Raw genomic sequence first — 5,178 nt, forward strand, 5'->3', positions numbered from 1 at the left:
AGGGCCGCCGCCGCGCGCTCTGGGTGTCCGAGAACCGGAGCCTCCTCCGCGACGCCGTCCGCGACTGGACGGCGCTCGGTGGGCCGGCCGAATATCTGTTCGACCTCGGCGCGTGCAAGGGGGCCATCTCCCGTGCCGAAGGCGTCTGCTTCGCTTCCTACGACACCTTGAAGGGGAAGCCGCGCGAGAAGGACGGGGCCACCACAGGCATCGACCGGCTAGAGCAGGTCGTCGCCTGGCTCGCAGGTTCGGGAGAGGCGACCGACTTCGACGGGGTCATCGTGTTCGACGAGAGCCACAACATGGCCTCCGCCATCGACCGCCAGGGCAGCCGCGGCGTGCAGAAAGCCTCCCAGCGCGCGCTCGTCGGCGTCGAGCTCCAGGCCCGGCTCCCCAATGCTCGCGTCGTCTACGCGAGCGCGACCGGCGCCACCGAGGTGGCCAACCTCGCCTACGCCGCCCGCCTCGGCCTCTGGGGCCGTGGCACCCCGTTCCCGACCGTCGAGAGCTTCGTCGAGAAGGTGTCCGCAGGAGGCATCGCGGCCATGGAGCTCGTCGCGAAGGACCTCAAGTCCATGGGCCTCTACCTCGCGCGCTCCGTGTCCTACGACGGGGTCGACTACCGGACGCTCGTCCACGAGCTGGAGCCGCACCAGGCGACGACCTACGACCGCTGCGCCGAGGCGTGGCAGGTCGTCCTCCGCAACCTCCAGGCGGCCCTCGAGGTCACGAACGCTGACAAATGCGCCCGGGCGCGGGCCACGGCCTACAGCCAGTTCTGGGGCTGCCACCAGCGGTTCTTCCTGCACCTCTTGGTCGCGATGTCGGCGCCGAGCCTGATCCGGGACATGGAGGCCCGCCTCGGGGCCGGCGAGTCCTGCGTCGTGCAGCTCGTCTCCACGATGGAGGCGGCGACCGAGCGCGCCTACGCGAAGGCCGTCGCGAGCGGCGACGACCTCCAGGACCTCGACGTCACGCCCCGCGACCAGCTCCTGCAGTTCGTCGAGGCCAGCTTCCCGACCACGCTCTACGAGGAGTACAAAGACGACGACGGCCGCGTCCGGAGCCGCCCCGTCAAGAACGTAGCGGGCGACTTCGTGCAGTCCCCCGAGGCCGTGGCGGCAAGAGACCGGCTGATGCTGGAGGTGGGCGCCGCGCGCGTGCCGCACGGCGTGCTCGACCAAATCGTCGCCCACTTCGGCCCCGAGGCGGTGGCCGAGGTCACGGGACGGAGCCGACGGTTCGTCGCGAAGACCGTGGACGGCGTCGAGCAGGTGGTTGAGGAGCGCCGGACCCGCAGGACGTGCGACGCCGAGGCGGACGAGTTCATGGCGGGCCGGCGCCGGGTCCTCGTGTTCAGCCAGGCCGGGGGGACGGGCCGGAGCTACCACGCCGATCTGGCCGCAGACAATCAACAACGCCGGGTCCTCTACTGCGTCGAGCCCGGCTGGTCGAGCGCCCGCTGCGTGCAGGGGATGGGCCGGGTCCACCGGGCGAACCAGGCGTGCCCGCCCGAGCTCGTCCTCGTCACGACCAACCTCAAGGCCCAGAGGCGCTTCCTGTCGACCATCGCCCGTCGGCTGGATCAACTGGGCGCCTTGACCAAGGGCCAGCGGCAGACGGCGAGCCTGGGGCTCCTGTCCTCGGAGTTCAACCTGGAGACCTCGCTCTCCAGGGCCAGCCTCCACAACTGGTTCGTCGACCTCTACCGGGGCTCGGGCCGCGCGGCGGCCGCGGGCGTGACACCGTCGCTCGTCGAGGAGCAAATGGGGATCCGCGTCCTGGACGCCGACGGGCAGCTCAACGTCGGCGCTATCCCCGAGGTCCCGAAGTTCTTGAACCGCCTCCTCTCGCTCCGGACCAGGGACATGGACGCCGTGTTCGACTCGTGGTACGCCTACCTCGAGGAGGCCACGGAGTCCGCGCGGGAGGCCGGCACGCTCGACGTGGGCGTCGAGACCATCCAGGCCCTCCGGACCGTCAAGACGGCCGAGCGGCACGTCTACAGGCACCCGCGCTCGGGGGCCACGACCCAGGTCGTGACGCTGGAGCTGACCCGGCGGACGGAGATCGCGGACTGGGACGAGGCCTGGCGCTGGGCGAAGGAGGCGCAGGGACTCGGCACCTGGATGGGGTTCGTCGTCAACCGCCGAAGCGGGCAGCCCTACGCGCTCGTCCGGGCCGGGAGCCGCACGACCACGACCGGCCGCGTCGTGGCCCGCCTGCGCCGTGTGGGCGTGCGGTCCAACCGGCTGATGGATGAGACCGACCTGAACCCACGAGCGGGCGACGGTGGCCACCAACCGATCCCGACCGACGAGGCCCGGCGGCTCTGGGACGCGGGCGTCCGCGCGGCGCCGGAGTTCACCACCGAGGCGGTCCACCTCGTCACCGGCACGATCCTGCCCATCTGGGACCGGATCGCGGGGCACCCCCGGATCTACCGCGCGCAGACGGACGCGGCCGGCCCCCACGGCCCGGCGGGCGAGCGCATGATCGGGCGGGCCGTAGCCCCTGAGCACTTGAGCGCGACGCTTAAAGCCCTCGGAGCCTCTGGCGACCGCGTCGAGATCACGCCCGAGGCGCTGGCGGAGCGGCTCATGGCGGGCGCCGAGGCCGACCTCGCGAACGGCTGGCGGCTCCAGCGGCGGCGAGCGGCGGGCGAGCACCGGATCGAGCTCGTGGGGCCGGACCTGTCCGCGATGCGCGAGCTGGAGGCCGACGGCGTCTTCGCCGAGGTGCACGCCTTCCGCACGCGGTTCTTCGTGCCCGTGGGTGCGAGGGCGGCGGCCGTCCTCAGGGCCGTTACCGAGCACCGGCCCGTGGTCGAGGTGCGGGACCCCGCGCGGGGCAGGAGCCTCCGCCGGGCCGCTTGAGGCTCGGCCGCGTGAGTCACAGCCGCCTGAGGCCAGGGGGCCACCCTCGATCTGAGGCGGGACTCCGACCGGGGACGGCGTGCCATCCCTGACGTGCCATCGGTGTCAAGCGCTGGGCGCTGCGTGCGCGGGCGCCGGGGCCGCTCTGCGGGGGCGACGAGCGGCCCCGGCACCCGGCCGGGGACCCATCCCCTGCGTGCCATGTCCCTGCCCGATCCGAGCGACTTCTGCCCCGACTGCAACCGGCTGACGTGCCGGTGTTTTCCCGACTCCCATTGCGGCGGTCCCGAGTACGGCGCCCGCTGGTGCTCGTCCTACGAGGCGGGCCACGAGGCCTGCCTCGCCGACGGGTACTCCGAGCGTCCGATGACGGAGTGGATCTACCCGGTTGTGGTAAAGGGCCGAGGCGTGATGCTGGACCGCCTCGGGGCGCGCGTTCGCTTCGATGAGTTCACCTGGCGGCACCGCCACGGGGACGCGTGGCGCTACCGCGCGTGGTTCGAGCGCCTCTTCGGGCACGACCTCGAGGCCTACCTCGCCGGCTACGACGACGCGGGAGCTGGGTTACCGTCAGCGGTCTCCGAATCAGGGGCTCACGCGCGAGCCGTGGCTGCGCTCGGCGACGGGTCGCGGTTCTGAACCGGCCGGGGAGTTCGGCGACGTCGACCCGATGTGGGAGGCGTCGGAGTCCAGAGGACGCTGCAGAGAGGCGTGGATCGACGGATCCTTCGCGGACCCAGGGGTCCGCTGTCGGACTCTGGGGTCCCCGGGCTCCGGCACGTCACCCTGCCACCCTCGCTCGGGGTACCTGTGCGAAGACGGCAGGGGAGGGGGCGGGGTGTTGGCAGCGGTTTCTGGCAGTCTAGGCGACGGCTGGACGGCGTCAAGGTCGTTCGCCCCGTGCTCGCGCTGCGACGCCAACCCCGGAGCCGGCCGCAGGCGCGGCCAGGGGGTGCCGACGGTCGCTCCGCGCGGGGGCGCTCCACCTTGACCCATGGAGTCCGGCCTTACGCCTGCGGGCGGGGTGGCCGCTGGCTGGCGGGGACCACTCGGGTCCCCGGGCACGGTGGCCGTCACGAGCCCTCTCAAGAGGTCCTCCTATGCCCTGCTCATCTTCTCGTCCGCACTACGATCAGGCCCGCACGTGGTACCGCTTCACCTCGTGGCTCCGGCGCACGTCGTGCCCCCGGTTCCACCCGTACCACATGCGCGAAGACGCCCTGAGGGCCAGCTTCGCGCTCCGCAGCCGGTCGCTCGTCCTCCCGACGACGCTCCAGGACTGCGACCCGGCCGGGCTGGCCCGGCTCGCGCGGCGCGCGGCCGACGGCGACGCCTACCCCGAGCTCGTCGCTCGGATCGCCGTCGTCGACCCGGAGGACCCCACGACCGACGAGGTGCACCTGTTCCTCGAGGTGGCCGACCGGACGGGGACGCACGCGGAGAAGCACCTGCTCGGCAAGCTGCCACCGGAGGACGCCCTGTGGGTGGCCCCCCTGATCCGGCTCGAGACCGACGCCTACGGGACCGGCCCCGTCCTCCGGTACCACGTGACGGATCACGCTGTGACCGGCGGCGAGGGTGCGGAAGTGCACGTCGCGATCAGCCGGGCGCACGAGGCGGCGGCGGCGTGGCTCGACTGGGCCGACGACCGGAAGGCCTGGGCCGAGGCGCACGCGGTGGCCGACGAGAGTCTGTTCGTCTACAGGGCGAGCTACCGCGACACCGTCTCGCCGGGCGCCTACGGGGCGACGAGCTACGGGAGCCTCCTCTACGCGACCGACGCCTACGGCAGTGATGCCTACGGCGGCGACAGCGCCGAGACCGACTGGGGCGAGTAGCCCCTCTGAGCCTGCGGCTCATGAGCCCGGTGGCCCGCGCGGCCACCGGGCTTGCTTCTGCTGGGACGAGAGGTGTCAGGACGGAGAGACATCGACTTGGGGACCGAGAGATGGAGTGCGAGGGCAAGAGAGGAGTGCGGGAGCGTGGGCGCCCCCGCCGGCCGCTCCGGGCGCGTCGGCCGGCGGGGGCGCTCCCACCGCGGCCAGCGCGTGACCGTGAGGAGCGACGCCCTGCGTACCCATGGCGACGACCAACCCCGAGCCTTCGTATCCGACGACGCCGAACGACCCGCCGGCAGGATGCCACCTGCCGGCGGAGAGCCGCGGGGGGGGCTCCATCTTCCGCCTCGATCGGGGGTCGCCGGGGTTGTTTGCGGCCCGCCCGGGGCCCGCTGGCCCCCACGCGCCTCTCCGCCGGCAGGTGGCATCCTGCCGGCGGGTCGTTCGGCGTCGTCGGATACGAA

General features: G+C 72.7%; 3 protein-coding genes. All 3 read left to right on the plus strand.

Going from position 1 to position 5,178, the window contains the following annotated elements; translation table 11 throughout:
- Positions 1–2,876 (plus strand): strawberry notch C-terminal domain-containing protein (locus AAGI91_17420; protein ID MEM1044392.1); only part of this gene is annotated, 2,876 nt, incomplete at its 5' end.
- A gap of 201 nt (positions 2,877–3,077) precedes the next feature.
- Positions 3,078–3,515, plus strand: a complete 438-nt coding sequence (locus tag AAGI91_17425) for a hypothetical protein (GenBank protein ID MEM1044393.1) — start codon at positions 3,078–3,080, stop codon at positions 3,513–3,515.
- A gap of 566 nt (positions 3,516–4,081) precedes the next feature.
- Positions 4,082–4,714: a hypothetical protein gene (locus AAGI91_17430; GenBank protein MEM1044394.1), complete on the plus strand. Its 633-nt coding sequence runs from the start codon at positions 4,082–4,084 to the stop codon at positions 4,712–4,714.
- Positions 4,715–5,178: the final 464 nt, after the last annotated feature.

Source organism: Bacteroidota bacterium, from assembly GCA_038746285.1.
Lineage (GTDB): Bacteria > Bacteroidota > Rhodothermia > Rhodothermales > JANQRZ01 > JANQRZ01.

Excerpts from the sequence above, each read along its gene's own strand:
- AAGI91_17425 (MEM1044393.1), top strand. The coding sequence starts at position 3,078 with ATGTCCCTGCCCGATCCGAGCGACTTCTGCCCCGACTGCAACCGGCTG.
- AAGI91_17430 (MEM1044394.1), top strand. The coding sequence starts at position 4,082 with ATGCGCGAAGACGCCCTGAGGGCCAGCTTCGCGCTCCGCAGCCGGTCG.